The sequence below is a fragment of the Bacillus sp. YC2 genome (genome assembly GCF_019891195.1).
Classification (GTDB): domain Bacteria; phylum Bacillota; class Bacilli; order Bacillales; family Bacillaceae; genus Bacillus.
This window is the reverse complement of record NZ_JAHXDO010000002.1, coordinates 304,202-321,437: the sequence shown is the minus strand read 5'-3', so window position 1 is coordinate 321,437 and position 17,236 is coordinate 304,202. Positions and strand designations below refer to the sequence as shown.

Below are 17,236 nucleotides of genomic sequence, written 5' to 3'. Positions count from 1 at the left end.
ATGCCTTTTTTGTTGTGTAAAAGGGCAAATGTAAACGGTTAAACTGAAGACTTGCGCCTATGAATTCGTTGTCATGAATTTTCGCTGTAAGGTCAAACTAGCTAATAGAGGAGGTACATTCTTTATGTTTAAAGCATTATTCGGCGTTCTCCAGAAAATTGGCCGTGCTCTTATGCTTCCGGTTGCGATTTTACCGGCTGCGGGGATTTTGCTCGCGCTTGGAAATGCCATGCAGAACAAAGATATGATTCAAGTAATGCATTTCCTAAGCAATGATGGCGTCCAGCTTGTGGCGAACGTCATGGAAAGCGCCGGTCAAATCGTGTTTGACAACCTGCCGCTTCTATTTGCAGTAGGGGTTGCGATCGGTCTTGCAAACGGAGACGGCGTTGCCGGAATCGCAGCAATTATCGGATACTTGGTGATGAACGTATCCATGAGTGCTGTGCTTATGGCTAACGGAAGCATTCCGTCCGACAAAATTGAACGGGCAAAGTTCTTTGCGGAAAATCATCCGGCCTATATTAACATGCTGGGGATTCCTACTTTGGCGACGGGCGTGTTCGGCGGTATTATCGTCGGGGTGCTGGCCGCGTTATTGTTCAACAAATTTTATAAAATTGAACTTCCGCAATATCTCGGATTTTTTGCGGGTAAGCGTTTCGTTCCGATTATCACATCAATTTCCGCATTAATTCTCGGTCTTATTATGTTAGTGATCTGGCCTCCGATTCAGCACGGTTTGAATTCCTTCTCAACGGGACTTGTGGAAGCGAATCCAACCTTGGCTGCCTTTATTTTCGGAATGATTGAACGGTCCTTGATTCCGTTCGGTCTGCATCACATTTTCTACTCGCCGTTTTGGTATGAATTTTTCAGCTACAAAGATGCGGCGGGCGATATCATCCGCGGGGATCAGCGGATTTTCATGGCGCAGATTAAAGACGGCGTTCAGCTGACAGCAGGAACATTTATGACAGGTAAATATCCGTTCATGATGTTCGGGCTTCCTGCGGCAGCACTTGCAATCTATCATGAAGCGAAGCCGGAAAAGAAAAAACTTGTTGCCGGAATCATGGGTTCTGCCGCATTGACAAGTTTCTTAACGGGTATTACCGAGCCGCTTGAATTCTCATTCCTGTTTGTGGCTCCTATCCTGTTTGCGATTCACTGCGTATTCGCGGGGCTTTCCTTTATGGTCATGCAGCTGTTGCATGTAAAAATCGGTATGACCTTCTCAGGCGGTCTGATTGACTACTTCCTGTTCGGAATTCTGCCTAACCGGACGGCTTGGTGGCTTGTTATTCCGGTCGGCTTAGGGTTAGCCGTCATTTACTACTTCGGTTTCCGGTTTGCGATCAGGAAGTTCAATCTGAAAACGCCGGGCCGTGAAGAAGAGGCTGCGGATGAAGGAGCGGGCGCCTCAGGCGAAGCCGGCGACCTTCCTTATGAAATCCTGCAGGCAATGGGTGATCAGGAAAACATTAAGCACCTTGACGCTTGTATCACGAGACTTCGCGTTACGGTCAACGACCAGAAGAAAGTGGATAAGGCCCGTCTGAAACAGCTTGGCGCCTCAGGCGTTCTTGAAGTCGGAAACAACATTCAAGCCATTTTCGGCCCGCGCTCTGACGGTTTAAAAACGCAAATGCAGGATATTATTGCGGGACGCACGCCGCGCCCTGATCCGAAAGTATCCGCACAAGAAGAAGTCAGCCAGCAGGTTGAGGAAGTTATCGCCGAACCGCTCCAAAATGAGCAGGGTGAAGAAGTGTTCGCTTCTCCGATCACCGGTGAAATTCATCCGATTACCGATGTGCCTGACCAAGTATTCTCAGGAAAAATGATGGGTGACGGATTTGCGATTCTTCCAGAAGAAGGTACTGTGGTATCGCCTGTTCGCGGAAAAGTATTAAATGTTTTCCCGACAAAACATGCGATCGGCCTGCAGTCTGACGGCGGCAAAGAGATACTGATCCATTTCGGTATCGACACAGTCAGCCTCAAAGGCGAAGGGTTTACTTCTTTTGTATCTGAAGGAGACCGCGTTGAACCGGGTCAAAAGCTTCTGGAAGTCGATCTTGAAGCGGTGAAACCTAAAGTGCCGTCACTGATGACACCGATTGTATTTACAAACCTGGCTGAAGGTGAAACGATCGCCATTTCAGCTGAAGGTTCAGTAAAAAGAGAACAAAAAGACATCGTGAAAATCGGCAAATAAGCATATAAATACGCCGTGCTTGTCAGATGACAAGTACGGCTGTATGATATAATATTGTGTAGTAAAATAGCTTTAATTTAAAGGAGAATGATAAACATGGCACAAAAAACATTTAAAGTAACTGCAGATTCTGGAATCCACGCTCGTCCTGCGACTGTTCTTGTACAAACTGCAAGCAAATATGACGCTGACATCAATTTGGAATATAACGGAAAAACAGTAAACCTTAAGTCTATTATGGGTGTTATGTCTTTAGGTATCGCGAAAGGCGCTGAAATCACAATCTCTGCTTCCGGCGCAGACGAAAACGACGCTCTTAACGCTTTAGAAGAAACAATGAAAAGCGAAGGACTCGGCGAGTAATGCAAGAATTAAAAGGAATAGGAGCTTCAGCCGGAATTGCAATTGCAAAAGCATACCGGCTTGAAGAGCCGGACTTAACGGTTGAAAAGAAAAACATTGCTGACGCTGAAGCGGAAGTAAGCCGTTTTGAAGAAGCGATTGTACGTTCTAAAGAAGAGCTGGAAAAAATTAAAGAGCATGCTTTAAAAGAACTGGGACAAGACAAAGCAGACATTTTCTCCGCTCACCTTTTAGTTCTGAGCGATCCTGAGCTGTTAAACCCAGTGAAAGAAAAAATCAGCTCAGAATCAGTCAGTGCTGAATTCGCTTTAAAAGAAACAGCTTCCATGTTCGTTACAATGTTTGAATCAATGGATAACGAGTACATGAAAGAGCGTGCGGCTGATATCCGCGACGTGACAAAACGTGTGACAGGACACCTGCTGGGCGTTGAAATACCAAACCCGAGCATGATCTCAGAAGAGGTTATTATCGTGGCTGAAGACTTGACACCGTCTGACACGGCGCAATTAAACCGTGAGTTTGTAAAAGGATTTACGACTGATATCGGCGGCCGTACTTCACATTCCGCGATCATGGCCCGTTCGCTTGAAATCCCGGCTGTCGTCGGTACAAAAGCGGCTACTGGCACAATTGAAAACGGTGTTACGGTTATCGTTGACGGAATCAATGGCGATGTCATCATTGATCCGGCAGCTGAAATCGTAAAACAATATGAAGAAAAGCATAACGCTTATCTGGCGCAAAAAGCTGAGTGGGCGAAGCTCGTCAATGAACCGACTGTTTCAAAAGACGGCCACCATGTAGAGCTTGCAGCCAACATCGGTACGCCTGATGATGTAAAAGGCGTTCTGGAAAACGGCGGCGAAGCTGTAGGGCTTTACCGTACGGAATTCCTTTACATGGGGCGCGACCAGCTTCCGACGGAAGAAGAGCAATTTGACGCCTATAAAACAGTTCTGGAGCGCATGGAAGGAAAATCAGTTGTCGTACGGACATTGGATATCGGCGGCGACAAAGAGCTTCCTTACCTGCAGCTGCCGAAAGAAATGAACCCGTTCTTAGGCTACAGAGCGATCCGTCTTTGCCTTGAAGAGCAAGAGATTTTCAGAACTCAGCTTCGTGCGCTGCTTCGTGCAAGTACATACGGAAACTTAAAAATCATGTTCCCGATGATTGCGACAGTAAACGAGTTTAAAGAGGCAAAAGCGATTCTTCTTGAAGAAAAAGAAAAACTCGTGAAAGCCGGCGTAACGGTTTCTGACGACATTGAAGTCGGTATGATGGTAGAGATTCCGTCAACAGCCGTCATCGCAGATCAGTTTGCTAAAGAAGTTGATTTCTTCAGTATCGGAACAAATGACTTGATCCAATACACGATGGCTGCTGACCGTATGAACGAGCGTGTTGCTTATCTGTATCAGCCATACAATCCAGCGATTCTCCGCCTCATCACCCTTGTGATCGAAGCCGCTCACAAAGAGGGCAAGTGGGTCGGTATGTGCGGAGAAATGGCGGGAGACGAAATTGCGATTCCGATTCTTCTCGGCCTTGGCTTGGATGAGTTCTCAATGAGTGCAACTTCCATCCTTCCGGCAAGAACGCAGATCAGCAAGCTTTCTAAAAAAGAAGCTCAGTCATTTAAAGAAAAAATCTTATCTATGAGCACGACAGAAGAAGTTGTTGCGTTCGTAAAAGAAACTTTCAATAAGTAATAGAAAACCAGACGGACATGAATCCGTCTGGTTTTTTTCATATTCGAAAAGAAGGAGGGAACAATAACCTTCAACAGGAGGGATTACAATGACAAAACCGTTTGGGGCGGGAGATACGGTCTATGTGATTTACCGCAATCCGCATGCCGCCAATGTTGCCCATATTAAAGAGGCGGAAATCGTCCATCACCCGTATCACGAGGGGGAACTGTCACTGTTTTTATACGAAACCTATCACCCGCTCGCAGAGGACGATGCTGTCTTTTCTACTTACGAAGAAGCTGAAGCGCTGTATCATGAGCTTTTTGACGATAATCAATATCAATAAGTGAAGGAAATGTTTACAACACATATCCGCTCCCCTTTAGCGAAAAGTAACCATATGAGAATACGTAAAAAGGGAGTGTCATTCCATGCTGAAGCCGTTTGTTCCGCAGCTTGTTTATATCGAACCGAGAGCGCTGGAATACCCGTTAGGACAAGAGTTAAAAAATAAGTTCGAAAATATGGGACTAGAAATTAGAGAAACGACATCGCACAATCAAGTTCGGAATATTCCGGGAAAAAACCATCTGCAGCAGTACAGGAACGCGAAATCAACATTAGTCATCGGCGTCCGTAAAACGTTAAAATTCGATTCTTCTAAACCATCAGCCGAATATGCAATTCCGTTTGCAACAGGCTGTATGGGGCATTGCCACTACTGTTATTTACAGACAACGATGGGGTCAAAGCCTTATATCCGTACGTATGTTAATGTCGAGGAAATTTTGGACCAGGCAGATGAATATATGAAAGAACGGGCTCCGGAATTTACAAGGTTTGAAGCCTCATGTACGTCAGACATCGTAGGTATCGACCACCTGACCCATACGTTAAAAAGAGCAATTGAGCATTTCGGCCAAAGCGAGTTGGGAAAGCTCAGATTTGTGACAAAGTTCCATCATGTTGATCACTTGCTGGACGCCAAGCATAATGGAAAAACAAGGTTCAGATTCAGCATCAATGCGGATTATGTGATCAAAAACTTTGAACCCGGAACATCCCCGCTCGATAAACGGATAGAAGCGGCTGTAAAGATTGCTAAAGCAGGCTATCCGCTCGGTTTCATCGTCGCTCCGATTTATATTCATGAAGGCTGGGAAGAAGGCTATAAGGAGTTATTTAAAAAGCTGGACGCCGCATTAGATGAGGATGTACGGCATGATATCACGTTTGAATTGATTCAGCATCGTTTTACGAAACCGGCAAAACGGGTGATTGAAAAAAACTATCCGAAATCAAAGCTTGAGCTTGATGAAGAAAAACGCAGGTACAAGTGGGGACGCTACGGAATCGGCAAGTACATCTATCAAAAGGATGAAGAGCATGCTCTGCGGGAAACGCTCGAGTCTTATATTGAAACCTATTTTCCGAAGGCGAAAATCGAATATTTTACGTAAAAGCGGGCTGTCAGCGGGACAGCCCTTTTTTGTTTTCATGAATACGATTTAAGCCGTTTACAACGGGCGTAATGTAAAGAGAAGAAAAGATGAAATTTCAGATAATTATTCCAAGAGTTTATTCATTTTCTTAGTCAAAAGACCGATATAACTCTCAGGAGGGGATGGGTATGTTTAAAAAAATGCATATCAAAATTGCTGTTTTTGTATCGGCAATGCTTATATTAACGGTTGTTTTTTTAACGGTTTCTTCTTATCTGACATTAAAACCGATGATGACGGATGAAGCGAAACATACGACACAGAACGTCACAAATTCACTCGGACAAAACATCGAGCTTCAATTGAAGAATTATGAAATTTCTTTATTGAGATTAGCAAACGGTGAATTGTCCCGTTCATTCTTAACGGAGGAGAAGAAGGATACCGCCCAGCTGTTTCATGATGAATTAAAGCAGATTGAAGAAAATGACAAGTATGTTGCTCTCGCATACGTCGGAACCGAAAGAAAGCAAATGATTACATATCCAAAGGCCGATTTTGCCAAAGACTATGATCCGACAAACAGATCGTGGTATAAGCTGGCAGCTGAAAAGCCGGATCGTGTTGTGTGGACTGAGCCTTATAAAGACGTTGTAACCGGAGATATGATTGTTACAGCTGCCAAAGCGGTTCAAAACGGCGGAAAAGTTATCGGAGTCGCGAGCTTAGACCTTAAACTGTCCTCCATTCAAAGCATGGTCAATAAGCAAAAGGTTCCGTATAAAGGGTTTGCATTTTTGGCTGACGAGAATGGAGCTCTTCTGGCACATCCGTCAGAACAAGGGAAAAATATTTCGGACGATCAAGCCTTAAAAGTAATCAGCTCCGGAAAAGAAGGGATTCAAGAGCAGCAGGGGAAAATGATCGTCTATCAAACGATAAAAGAAACAGGCTGGAAGGTCGGGACGCAGTTTGACAAAGATCAGCTGATGGGGGTCGCCGACCGAATGAACACAGTGGGCATTTTCATGTCACTGATCGCTCTTATCATAACGATCGGGCTCAGCTATTTTCTGGCTAAAACAATTACCGGTCCGATTCAGCAGCTGATCGCAAAAACGAACTCAGTTTCTGCCGGAGATCTAACCGTTCATGCACAGACGAAATCAAGAGATGAAGTAGGCGTATTGACAAAAGACTTTAACCAGATGGTTGAAAATATGAAATCGATGGTCGAGCAGGTCAAAGCCTCTTCTGAACAAGTGTCCGACACGTCAGAACAATTAACCGTCATATCACAAGAGACGAATGAAACGAGCGGGCAAATCGCAAAAGCGATAGAAGAAGTTGCCGCCGGAGCGACAGAGCAGGCGTCCGAGGTTGAAACGATCAATGAAAAATCCGAAAATCTTTCAAGCAAAATGAAAGGAATCGCTGACCGCGCAGGAAGCATTAAAACTCTTTCAAAATCATCAGAGGATGCCAGCTACAAAGGATTGGACGCGCTTGGCCAGCTGCTGATGAAGTCAAACGAAGCCAATACCGAAACGAAAAAAGTAGAGACAATGCTGACTGATCTGGAAAATCAAACGAAAAACATAGAGGAAGTCGTAACGGCGATATCAGCGATCTCTGACCAGACGAATCTGCTTGCGTTAAATGCGAGCATTGAAGCGGCCAGAGCCGGAGAAAGCGGGCGGGGATTTGCCGTGGTTGCAGAAGAAGTCCGCAAGCTCGCTGAACAATCCGCCCTTTCTTCGAAGCATATCAGTGAGACGGTCCGGCTGATTCAATCAGAAACAAAAGAGGCATCTCATGCCATGACAGAGGCAAGCAGAATGAATGATGAACAAAACAGCGCCATTCATGAAACGGGCGAAGTGCTCAATCTCATTACAACTGAAATGCAGTCACTCGTTCAGGGAATCGACCATATCTATCATGACATTCAAAAGATGAGCGAAGAACAAGCGGCTATCTCAGAAGCCATTCAAAGCATTTCCGCCATCTCGCAGGAATCTGCGGCCGCGGCGGAAGAAGTGAACGCCTCGACGGATGAGCAGCTGGTTACGCTCGAAAAAGTGAAACAATCGACAGATCTGTTAAAAAGCGCAAGCGAGGAACTGGTCGGCGCCATCTCTAAATTCACACTGTAGCCGAACTCTTTTTCACTCTATAGAATCGATCTGTAATATGGTAATCTAGAAATGGAAGAATGATATGTGAATCGATCACCAGGGAGGAAAGCGCATTGAAAAAAACAGTCGGTTTTATCGGTTTAGGCGTGATGGGAAACAGTATGGCGTCCCATATTTTAGAAGCAGGCTATCCAGTCCTGGTGTATACGCGGACAAAACAAAAAGCAGATCCGACCCTCAACAAGGGAGCTGTCTGGAAGGAGACGGTCAAGGACCTTTCAGAGGAAGCTGATGTCATCATTACAATGGTCGGCTATCCGAGTGACGTTGAGGACATTTATTTAAGCGAAAATGGGATTCTCAATCATGCAAAAGAGGGGACATATGTCATTGACATGACGACATCAAAACCGTCCCTTGCCAAAAAGATAGCAGAACAGGCGCAGCAAAAATCAATATACGCCATTGACGCACCTGTTTCGGGAGGAGATATCGGCGCCCGAAACGGAACGCTTGCCATTATGGCCGGCGGAGACAAAGAAGCGTTTGAAGCCTGCCTCCCGATCTTTAATGTAATGGGTGAAAACATTCAATATCAAGGGCCGGCAGGAAGCGGGCAGCACACAAAAATGTGCAACCAAATCGCGATTGCGGCCGGAATGGTCGGAGTGGCTGAGGCGATGGCATATGCTCAAAAATCCGGCTTGAATCCGGAACATGTGCTCAAAAGCATCACAACCGGAGCTGCCGGAAGCTGGTCATTGTCAAACCTCGCTCCCCGTATGCTGAAAGGCGACTTTGAACCCGGTTTTTATGTCAAACATTTCATTAAAGACATGGGAATTGCCCTTGAGGAAGCGGAACTGATGGGAGAGGACATGCCCGGCTTGGCGCTTGCCAAATCGTTATACGATAAACTTGCGGCACAGGGCGAGGAAAACAGCGGGACTCAAAGCATTTATAAGCTTTGGGTGAAATAAAAAAGATTGCCCGAACGCGACTATTTTATGGATGCTAAGGAAGCGAAGGCTTACAGTATTGTTGATGGTGTTTTATAAACAATGATCTGCAAACCTTGTATTCTTAGAGCCTTTAATGAAGACAGGAACTTGGCAGGATAATGTATTAACGTGTATCCGTTTATAATGTTCTACTGTTTGGAAAATCCCCCTCGTTTGTTTGATGCTGACTGTCTATTATAAAGGGGGATTTCCGAATAATTATTAGGATTAATACAACTTTACAACAGTAGGATGTATCATGTTTGATTCAAACTATGAATTCGAGTAACCCAAATGTAATAGCAATAAATCGAGTTCGTATTCCCGCAATTAAAACCTAATAATTTGGCATCCGAAATTGAAACTCTACAGATTAGCCTTCTAGCAAAACTGAAAAATAAAAGAGGATGTATCGTAAAAAATCCAAGAGATTTACGAAAACATCCTCGATTCAGAGATTTCATCATTACATGCTGTTTTTTGAATTCCAGATGAAATCAACGTTAAACCCATTTGTTAATAATATGAATTTTAATGTTGTACAGTAATATAGTGTTTCAGTTCTCCTCTATGGGTTTGATTTCCCCAAGTCAATGCTACCACCACATCATACTTGCCTGCTGGAATATTTTTTGTCAAAAAGCTCACTTTAAAACTGCGAATATTACGGCCATTAACATCTATATCTTTGACTACATCTCCTTTTTTATTGACAAGAAGAACTCTAACACCCCAGTTTACCTCATATTTTGTAGGAACAGTACCTGTTACGACAATAGAAGTAGCGTGTTTTGAGTAAGTATTAGCATCTGTTTGGAATTTAATTGCTCCTTTTGAAGTCATGGCTAACGCTTCTGAACTGTTTGAGAAAATCCCGAATGTCAAAAGAGCAACTGTGAATAGTGTCATTACAATTTTTTTCAATTGAAACTTCCTTCCTTCCTTCCTTCCTTCCTTCCTTCCTTCCTTCATTTATTTAGAAACATATTTACTATATTACTGAATTTTGAAAAAGTATTCAACAAAAAATAGGTAAATTCTACTTTTTATTAAATGAAGTATTACTAAAGAAGTAAAGGCTAGCAAAACCAATTTAATCATCACGTTTGAGATTTTACAAAAAAGCTCCCGGCACCTCTGTGCCGGGAGCTCAAATTTTTATAAATTTATAAAGTGTCAGGCCCTTCTTCGCCCGTACGGATGTTGATTTTGTTGTGAATTTCATAAATAAAGATTTTGCCGTCTCCGGGTTCACCGGTTTTGAGCGCTTTTTGCGCCGTCTCAGCCACTTTTTCGACAGGCAAAAGATTGCCCGGAGGGGCAATCTTCAGGCTGTCGAGAAAACCTCGACAGCCTTTTTGAAATTTTAACCACACAATATACTGGTTTGATTCCACATGCAGGAACACCATATTTTGTGTCTCAGAACGAAAGAAATTAAAAAAAGGAGGGTTTCTTTGACATACGTCTTTAAAACCCCCACTTTCTCTTTAATCTGAAGATTGCCCGGAGGGGCAATCTTTTTTGTTTATTTTCCGATAAATTGCTGTGTCCAGATGTTGCCTGATGCCACATAACCGACACCGATTTGAGTAAACTCAGGATTTAAGATGTTTTCTCTATGGCCCTTACTGTTCATCCATGCTTTAACGACAGCTTCAGGAGTCGGCTGTCCTTTGGCGATATTTTCACCAGCAGTTTTATAAGTGATTCCGAAAGACTTCATCATATCGAAAGGTGAGCCATAAGTAGGGCTTTGGTGATCGAAATAGTTTTTGTCTTTCATATCTTGTGATTTTGCGTGCGCTGATTTGCTTAGTTTTTCATCAATCTGCAAAGGTTTTAAGCCTTGCTTTTGTCTCTCTGCATTTGTCAATTCAACGACTTTCTTTTCGTACGCACTTACAGATGAAGGAGCGGCCGTTGTGCTGCTGTTTGTTTTATCTGTTTGCTTTGCGTTGTCAGCCGATTGGCTTTGCCCGGCTTTCGGTTTTTCTGAAGCCGTCGGAGCCGTTTTCGCCGGTGTATTTTTTTGAACATCTTTAATTGTCATATCTGAATGCTTCGCGTGCTTTTGAAGAAGCTGCTTTAATTCTTTTTCATTTTTGACCTTTAACGTTTTAACGCTTGTTTTCATATGTAGCTTTGCGGATGCCTCTTTAAGCGTCAGGTGCTGTACTGTATTTCCTGTTTTTACAGTGACCACGTGTTGGCAAGACAATTCTTTTGCAGATGCCTGCTGGATGCCTCCGAATGTAAATAAGCTGACTGCCGCGGCAGCAGATAAAATAAATGCTTTCTTCATAAGTTCATAGCCTCCCAGAGAAGTTTTTTTCTACACCAAAAATCTTATCATAGTTTTTTTGTCATATTGGAACCAGCCTTTTCCTTTGACAACGGAGGATTGTCATATTTGTAACTGAGAGACGCCGGAAGGCTTTATACAGGGAAAAACGCTCTGTATTTATTTTTATGGTTCTGTTACATGTCTTCAAATTATTTGAAGCGTTAGATATATTTTAAGATAATTTGATCTTGACAGTTTTTTTTACCCTTTTTCGCTGTAACAACTTTTACAAAAATGTTACAATTAAAATCTGTTTATGTAAATATATTGAATGATTTGAGAGGTGTAACGGGAAGTGGCTGAAGTCGCGCGCGAACCAAAGAAAAAAACCAAAAAGCACAGAGCGTTGAGAATGAATCTTTATTTCTTGATTGTTTTCTTTCTCTTTACGGCGCTTATTTTTAAACTCGGTATCGTCCAGATTGTCGAAGGGGATAAACATCGCCAGGATGCGGAGAAGGCAAATGCAAAAACCGCCTATTATCCGACACCGAGGGGAAAGATGTATGACAAGCGGAACAGAGTGGCGGTTGATAACCAGGCCGTACCCGAAATTGTATATGTATCCACCTCAAAAACCTCGGCAAAGGACAAATTGAAAACGGCAAAAAATCTCGCCGCACTGATCCATATTGATACTGAATTTATGAAGGATCGAAATATCATTGATTACTGGCTGGCGGCACATCCGAAGAAGGCGGAAAAGCTTATGAAGGATTCAGAAAACAGCCTGAAACCGCAAGAAGTATACAAACGCCAGATTGAACGCGTTCCGAAGCAGGAGATTGACGCGATCAAAAAAGATAAAAAAGAGCTGGAAATCGCGGCGATTTATACGCGTTTTTCAAGTGGCAACGCCTATCAGCCGCAAGTCGTCAAATCAATGGACCCTAATAAGCTTAACGGAAACGGAAAAAGCGGGTCGCTGCTTGACGAGCATGAAAACAATAAGCAGAAACCGAAAAGCGATCTGACATATGAAGAAGTTTCTATCGTATCCGAGAACCTGAAAGAGCTCCCCGGCATTGACGTAATCAATGACTGGACGCGGAAATATCCTTACGACAAAACGCTGTACTCTCTGTTCGGCGGTGTGACGACCCCGGAACAGGGATTGTTGGGTGAACGGAAAGATTACTATGTCACAAGAGGCTACTCACTGAATGACCGAGTGGGAAAAAGCTACATCGAATATCAGTATGAGGACTATTTAAATGCTCATAAAGAAAAAGTAGAGTATGTGGAAAACAGCAAAGGTGAGGTCGTCAGCCAAAAGCCCGTCGATGAAGGCAGCAGAGGCTACGACCTGCAGCTCTCGCTTGATATGGAACTGCAGTCGAAAGTAGAAAAAGTAATTGAAAAAGAGCTGAGAAGAAGCCGCGCTGCAGGCAACTATATGGTTGACAGAGGGTTTGCCGTCATGATGGATCCGAACAACGGGGATATTCTCTCAATGGCGGGGAAACGCATCGATCTGGAAACAAATAAAATTCAGGATTTTGCGATCGGATCATTTACGACCCAATATGAGATGGGCTCTTCTGTTAAAGGAGCGACTGTTCTCGCGGGGTATCAAAGCGGCCTTCCGCATTATAAAACGTTTGTCGATGCACCTCTTACGTTTAAAGACAACACGAAAAAACAATCGTGGACACAAATGGGACCCATCACTGAGCTGACCGCGCTGCAAAGAAGTTCAAACGTGTATATGTTTAATGTTGCCATGCATATCGCGGGCATTACCTACATCCCGAACGGCACGCTGCCTGCCGGATTAGACGATATTAAGAAAATGCGCAACTACTACGCCCAATTCGGCCTGGGTGTGAAAACCGGGATTGATCTTCCTCAGGAATCAGCGGGAATGCAGTCCAATCCGCAAGTGGTCGGGGGATTGCTGCTGGACTTTGCGATCGGACAATTTGATACATATACGCCGCTTCAAATGGCTCAATATATTTCAGCCATCGCAAACGGCGGATATCGCGTCCAGCCGCGGATCGTCACAAGCATTCATGAACCGGACAGCAAAAACAAACTGGGGAAAGCGATTGAACAGCGTGATATCAAAATATTGAACAAAGTCAATAACAGTCCGAGTGATTTTGACCAAGTTCATAAAGGAATGAAATTGGTCACAAGCTCACCTCAAGGTACGGCTTATACAACGTTCCAAGGTTCCGGCGCTGATGTTTCCGGAAAAACGGGAACCGCACAGACGCACTATTACGGCACGAACAGAAACTGGTGGGGAAAAGAGCCGTATAACCTGACCTTTGTCGGTTATTATCCGTCAGAAAATCCAAAAGTGGCATTCAGCGTCGTTGTTCCCTCAGTTCAAGATGATCACGATCCCGTCAGCAAAAATATTGCCAAGGGAGCAATTGACGCTTACAAAGAACTTGAAAAGAAATACAATAAAAAATAACAAAAGAAAGGGCGGCCGAACATATCGTGCGCCCTTTCTTTCATTCAGGAAAATTGACGTTCACAATTAGAATAGAAGGAGAATACTCATTTTTTAGCGAATCAATCTAGTGGAAATTCTTTTACTATCAGTCCGTGGGCAGCCTGCAGTGCGAGTATAATGCAAAGGAGGGATTCTGTGGAACAGGATACTCAGCATGTAAAACAGCTTCAATCGAAAACTGATATTCATGCCGTCTTAACTTCTAACGGACGCATTATGTATATTTCTGCAAACTGCAAATCATATTTCAGCTATTCCCAGGAAGAGATGATGGGATCATTTCTCAAAACATTTCTGCATGAGGAAGATCAGTTTTTGGTTGAAAGTTATTTCTATAACGAGCATCATTTAATGCCGTGCACCTTTCGTCTTATTAAAAAAGATCATACCATCGTATGGCTTGAAGCGGGTGTGGAAATTGTCACACCGCAAATGGAGGGAACAGAGCGGGAAATCATCCTTAAGATCAAGGTGCTTGAGGAAGAAACGCCCCGCATGCCTCTCATCTGTGAGCAAAAGAAGCAGCAGGCAGAAGAACAGTCAGCAGAGGCGGCTGAAAACGGCGAATTTGAACGTCTTGTTGAAATGCTTCCCAACCCTTTATACGTCAGCATCAACGGTACAATAGCGTACGCAAACAATGCGATGCTTGCAATGCTGGGAGCCGAAAGCAAGGATGTTGTGATCGGCAGGCGATCTTATGAATTTATCGAGGAAGAATATCATGACATCGTGAAAAACAGAATTGTGCGCATGCAAAAAGGAATGGAAGTCGGAATGATTGAACAGACGTGGAAAAGGCTTGACGGCACACCCGTTCATTTAGAGGTGAAAGCGGCTCCAACGACATACAAAAATCAGCGGGCTGAATTGCTTCTCCTGATTGATATTTCTTCACGGAAAAAATTTCAAACGATCCTGCAAAAAAGCAGGGAGCGTTATCAGCTGCTCATTCAAAATTCCATCGACACGATTGCCGTTATTCATAATGACAAATGGGTGTTCATGAATGAATCGGGTATTTCACTGTTTGAGGCGGCAACGTATGAAGATTTAATCGGGAAAAACGTCTATGACCAGCTTCATCCTTGCGATCATGACAGCGTGAGGAAACGCGTCCAAAACATTATCGAACGGAAGACCGAGTCCGAAATCATTAAACAATCTTGGTTTACGTTTAAAAATCGGCTGATCTATACGGAGATGGTCTGTATCCCGACGACGTTTTTCGGAGAAACGGCCGTACAAGTTATTCTGCGTGATATCTCCGAGCGGAAGCAGACAGAGGAATTAATGCTGAAGTCGGAAAAACTGTCCATTGCAGGGCAGCTCGCGGCGGGAATTGCCCATGAAATCCGCAACCCGCTGACGGCCATTAAAGGCTTTTTACAGCTGATGAAGCCTACAATGGAAGGCAATGAGCATTATTTTGAGATTGTGTTTTCTGAACTGAGCAGAATCGAATTAATCCTGAGCGAGCTTTTGATGCTTGCCAAACCACAGCAAAACGCCGTTAAAGAGCGTGTAAACCTGAAGAAAATCATAAGCGAAGTGACGGCTCTCCTAGAAACACAGGCAAATCTCAAAGGAACTTTCATCAAGACGGAATACGGTCAGGACAGCGTGTATATTAACGGCGACCAAAACCAGCTGAAGCAGGTGTTTATCAATTTGATTAAAAATGCGGTCGAGTCCATGCCTGATGGCGGAACGGTTCACATTCTCATGACAGAAGACGAGTATTCCGTTAACGTGACGATAAAAGACGAGGGTGACGGTATACCGGAGAACGTGCTGAAACGAATAGGAGAACCGTTTTTAACGACAAAAGAAAAAGGAACCGGACTGGGGCTTATGGTAACGTTTAATCTGATTAAAAATCATCAGGGAGCCATTCAAGTAGACAGCAAACCGGATAAAGGCACAGCCTTTAAAATTTCATTCCCAAAACAATAAAAAAACAACGGCGTTATGCCGTTGTTTAAATAGTCTGCATGGATTCTCTCGTTTTTAAAACAAATGCTTCCAGCCGGTCCAAGCCTTCTCTTAATGTATCCAGTGAATATGCGAATGACAGCCTCACATATCCTTCACCTAACTTTGAAAACGAGCTGCCGGGCACCAGCGCCACACCTGCATCCTCCAAAAGCGCCATACTAAAATCAAACGATGACATCCCGAATGATTTAATGGAAGGGAAGATATAAAAGGCACCTGACGGCTTTACAACGTCAAGTCCCATTGAAATGAGACGGTCATATACATAATCAAGCCGCTTTTTATACTGTTCTCTCATGATAAGCGCATCATCAACACCGTTTGTCACCGCCTCAAGCGCCGCTTTTTGGGAGATGGATGACGCGCATGTGACGCTGTATTGGTGCACTTTTAAAATATGCTTTGCAATTTCTTTCGGAGCGAAAATGAACCCGATTCTCCAGCCTGTCATGCTGTGTGATTTTGAGAGGCCGTTGATCACGATCGTCTGGTCTCTCAAAAACGATGCAATAGAATAATGAGGTCTGTCAAAGGTTAATTCGCTGTAAATTTCGTCAGATAAAACAAACACATTTCTGCCCTTCAGTACGGCTGCGATATTCTTCAGCTCTTCCTCAGATAACGTCACCCCGGTCGGGTTTGACGGATAAGGAAGCACGACACATTTTGTTTTCGGCGTTATTGATTCTTCAATAAGACGCGCCGTCAGCTTAAAGCCGTGTGTCGTCGTATCAACGTGGACGGGAATGGCGCCGCACATGCGGATAATCGGTTCATAGCCCGGATAAATCGGTCCGGGCAGAATAACTTCATCGCCGGGAGATAAAATCGTCCGCAAAGAGGCGTCAATCGCTTGGCTTGCCCCCGTTGTGACGATGATTTCAGTTTCAGCTTCATAGTTCAAATCGGCTTTTTTCTTCATATAAAGCTGAACGGCCTGTCTCAGCTCAAGCCCGCCCGCATTCGGTGTATAAGCCGTTGCATTCTCATCGATTGCTTTTTTTGCAGCTGCTTTGACATGATGCGGCGTGAAAAAATCCGGCTGGCCGATGGTAAGCGAAATGACGTTTTCGTATTGGGCTACAAGATTTGAGAATTTGCGAATTCCTGAAATTTCGATTTCTTTTACTTTCGGATTAAGCAAATGTTCCATAATTCATCACCTTACACTATATATTGAGTTTATCCTATTTTACCATTAGCTGAGCATTTGTCATCTATTTAATTGGTCTAACCCGAGTATATGTCCGATATGTGAAAACATACCTTCTTTCAGAAAAAAATAAGACAACCAGCTGAAATGATTGTCTTCATTGTATCATGATCTATCTATTGTGATATGTTCATCAATAACCGTATTCAAAGCTGAGATCTTCCTGCCATACGAAATACGGGGAGGGCTTATCAAGACTATCTTCTGCTTCTTTTTTCATCCGCAGATAAGCCGTTTTGCTGATATCTTCTAATACTGTCATTTTATCTTGGTCGAATATGACTACTGTACCCATTCATTACACCCTTCTTCCTGAAAAATCCTTGACTATTTTACCACTGGACGC

General features: G+C 43.7%; 12 protein-coding genes and 2 pseudogenes. 9 read left to right on the top strand and 5 right to left on the bottom strand.

Annotation, left to right across the window (positions count from 1 at the left end; translation table 11 throughout):
• Positions 1–124 precede the first annotated feature (124 nt).
• From ptsG to KY305_RS06550, 7 genes are all read left to right on the top strand, one after another.
• Positions 125–2,221, top strand: a complete 2,097-nt coding sequence (gene ptsG / locus KY305_RS06580) for a glucose-specific PTS transporter subunit IIBC (RefSeq protein WP_223061862.1) — start codon at positions 125–127, stop codon at positions 2,219–2,221.
• 96 nt (positions 2,222–2,317) lie between these two features.
• Entirely contained in the window at positions 2,318–2,584 is a 267-nt protein-coding gene (locus KY305_RS06575; RefSeq protein WP_043857399.1) for a phosphocarrier protein HPr, read from the top strand.
• A complete protein-coding gene (ptsP, locus tag KY305_RS06570; protein ID WP_223061861.1) occupies positions 2,584–4,299 on the top strand; it encodes a phosphoenolpyruvate--protein phosphotransferase in 1,716 nt (571 codons plus the stop codon). The genes KY305_RS06575 and ptsP overlap by 1 nt, the downstream gene beginning before the upstream one ends.
• Before the next feature lie 88 nt (positions 4,300–4,387).
• Positions 4,388–4,627: a splAB operon transcriptional regulator SplA gene (gene splA / locus KY305_RS06565; protein ID WP_223061860.1), complete on the top strand. Its 240-nt coding sequence runs from the start codon at positions 4,388–4,390 to the stop codon at positions 4,625–4,627.
• Positions 4,628–4,712: 85 nt separating this feature from the next.
• On the top strand, positions 4,713–5,741 hold the full coding sequence (gene splB, locus KY305_RS06560; protein WP_223061859.1) for a spore photoproduct lyase: 1,029 nt from the start codon (positions 4,713–4,715) through the stop codon (positions 5,739–5,741).
• Between the two features lie 170 nt (positions 5,742–5,911).
• The gene (locus tag KY305_RS06555) at positions 5,912–7,879 is read left to right on the top strand and encodes a methyl-accepting chemotaxis protein (RefSeq protein WP_223061858.1); all 1,968 of its coding nucleotides are present in this window, start codon (positions 5,912–5,914) and stop codon (positions 7,877–7,879) included.
• Positions 7,880–7,974: 95 nt separating this feature from the next.
• A complete protein-coding gene (locus KY305_RS06550; RefSeq protein WP_223061857.1) occupies positions 7,975–8,841 on the top strand; it encodes an NAD(P)-dependent oxidoreductase in 867 nt (288 codons plus the stop codon).
• Positions 8,842–9,393: 552 nt separating this feature from the next.
• Here KY305_RS06550 and KY305_RS06545 read toward each other — a convergent pair.
• From KY305_RS06545 to KY305_RS06535, 3 genes and pseudogenes are all read right to left on the bottom strand, one after another.
• On the bottom strand, positions 9,394–9,786 hold the full coding sequence (locus KY305_RS06545; RefSeq protein WP_223061856.1) for a hypothetical protein: 393 nt from the start codon (positions 9,784–9,786) through the stop codon (positions 9,394–9,396).
• Between the two features lie 242 nt (positions 9,787–10,028).
• Positions 10,029–10,166: pseudogene (locus KY305_RS19925) on the bottom strand (P-II family nitrogen regulator); the annotation flags it as partial.
• Between the two features lie 224 nt (positions 10,167–10,390).
• Complete coding sequence (locus KY305_RS06535; protein WP_223061854.1) at positions 10,391–11,167, bottom strand: CAP domain-containing protein; 777 nt, start codon at positions 11,165–11,167, stop codon at positions 10,391–10,393.
• Positions 11,168–11,504: 337 nt separating this feature from the next.
• Here KY305_RS06535 and KY305_RS06530 point away from each other — a divergent pair, with 337 nt between their 5' ends.
• Both KY305_RS06530 and KY305_RS06525 read left to right on the top strand, forming a co-directional pair.
• The gene (locus KY305_RS06530; RefSeq protein WP_223061853.1) at positions 11,505–13,637 is read left to right on the top strand and encodes a peptidoglycan D,D-transpeptidase FtsI family protein; all 2,133 of its coding nucleotides are present in this window, start codon (positions 11,505–11,507) and stop codon (positions 13,635–13,637) included.
• 177 nt (positions 13,638–13,814) lie between these two features.
• Positions 13,815–15,635, top strand: a complete 1,821-nt coding sequence (locus tag KY305_RS06525; RefSeq protein WP_223061852.1) for a PAS domain-containing protein — start codon at positions 13,815–13,817, stop codon at positions 15,633–15,635.
• 14 nt (positions 15,636–15,649) lie between these two features.
• Here the strand turns inward: KY305_RS06525 and KY305_RS06520 are convergent.
• Positions 15,650–16,830 (bottom strand): annotated as a pseudogene (locus KY305_RS06520) (aminotransferase A); the annotation flags it as partial.
• Between the two features lie 193 nt (positions 16,831–17,023).
• On the bottom strand, positions 17,024–17,185 hold the full coding sequence (locus KY305_RS06515; protein ID WP_223061850.1) for a hypothetical protein: 162 nt from the start codon (positions 17,183–17,185) through the stop codon (positions 17,024–17,026).
• Between the last annotated feature and the right edge of the window lie 51 nt (positions 17,186–17,236).

Coding starts and splice junctions, on each gene's coding strand:
- ptsG (WP_223061862.1), top strand. CDS start 125: ATGTTTAAAGCATTATTCGGCGTTCTCCAGAAAATTGGCCGTGCTCTT.
- KY305_RS06575 (WP_043857399.1), top strand. CDS start 2,318: ATGGCACAAAAAACATTTAAAGTAACTGCAGATTCTGGAATCCACGCT.
- ptsP (WP_223061861.1), top strand. CDS start 2,584: ATGCAAGAATTAAAAGGAATAGGAGCTTCAGCCGGAATTGCAATTGCA.
- splA (WP_223061860.1), top strand. CDS start 4,388: ATGACAAAACCGTTTGGGGCGGGAGATACGGTCTATGTGATTTACCGC.
- splB (WP_223061859.1), top strand. CDS start 4,713: ATGCTGAAGCCGTTTGTTCCGCAGCTTGTTTATATCGAACCGAGAGCG.
- KY305_RS06555 (WP_223061858.1), top strand. CDS start 5,912: ATGTTTAAAAAAATGCATATCAAAATTGCTGTTTTTGTATCGGCAATG.
- KY305_RS06535 (WP_223061854.1), bottom strand. CDS start 11,167: ATGAAGAAAGCATTTATTTTATCTGCTGCCGCGGCAGTCAGCTTATTT.
- KY305_RS06515 (WP_223061850.1), bottom strand. CDS start 17,185: ATGGGTACAGTAGTCATATTCGACCAAGATAAAATGACAGTATTAGAA.